Origin of the sequence: Haloferax marisrubri (assembly GCF_001469875.2) — an archaeon.
Classification (GTDB): domain Archaea; phylum Halobacteriota; class Halobacteria; order Halobacteriales; family Haloferacaceae; genus Haloferax; species Haloferax marisrubri.
This window is the reverse complement of the sequence record NZ_LOPW02000021.1, coordinates 1-212: the sequence shown is the minus strand read 5'-3', so window position 1 is coordinate 212 and position 212 is coordinate 1. Positions and strand designations below refer to the sequence as shown.

Below are 212 nucleotides of genomic sequence, written 5' to 3'. Positions count from 1 at the left end.
CTCTTAGCGTCGCCACACAACGCGACGATTCTCGAAGAAGGGGGCGTTGAGTTCGGGATTCACAAGGACAACCAGAGTCCGGTCGTCATCGACCCGTTCGCCCGCGATAACGGCTATGCGATGTTTACGGTGGGAGACACGGGCTCTGGCAAATCGTTCGGTGCGAAAGAGAACTTCATCCGGTCGATCGAACAGAGCAAGGACCGCATCGG

1 pseudogene is annotated in these 212 nt (G+C 57.5%); it reads left to right on the top strand.

Annotation, left to right across the window (positions count from 1 at the left end):
• Window positions 1-212 (top strand): annotated as a pseudogene (locus AUR65_RS20395) (VirB4 family type IV secretion system protein); the annotation flags it as partial.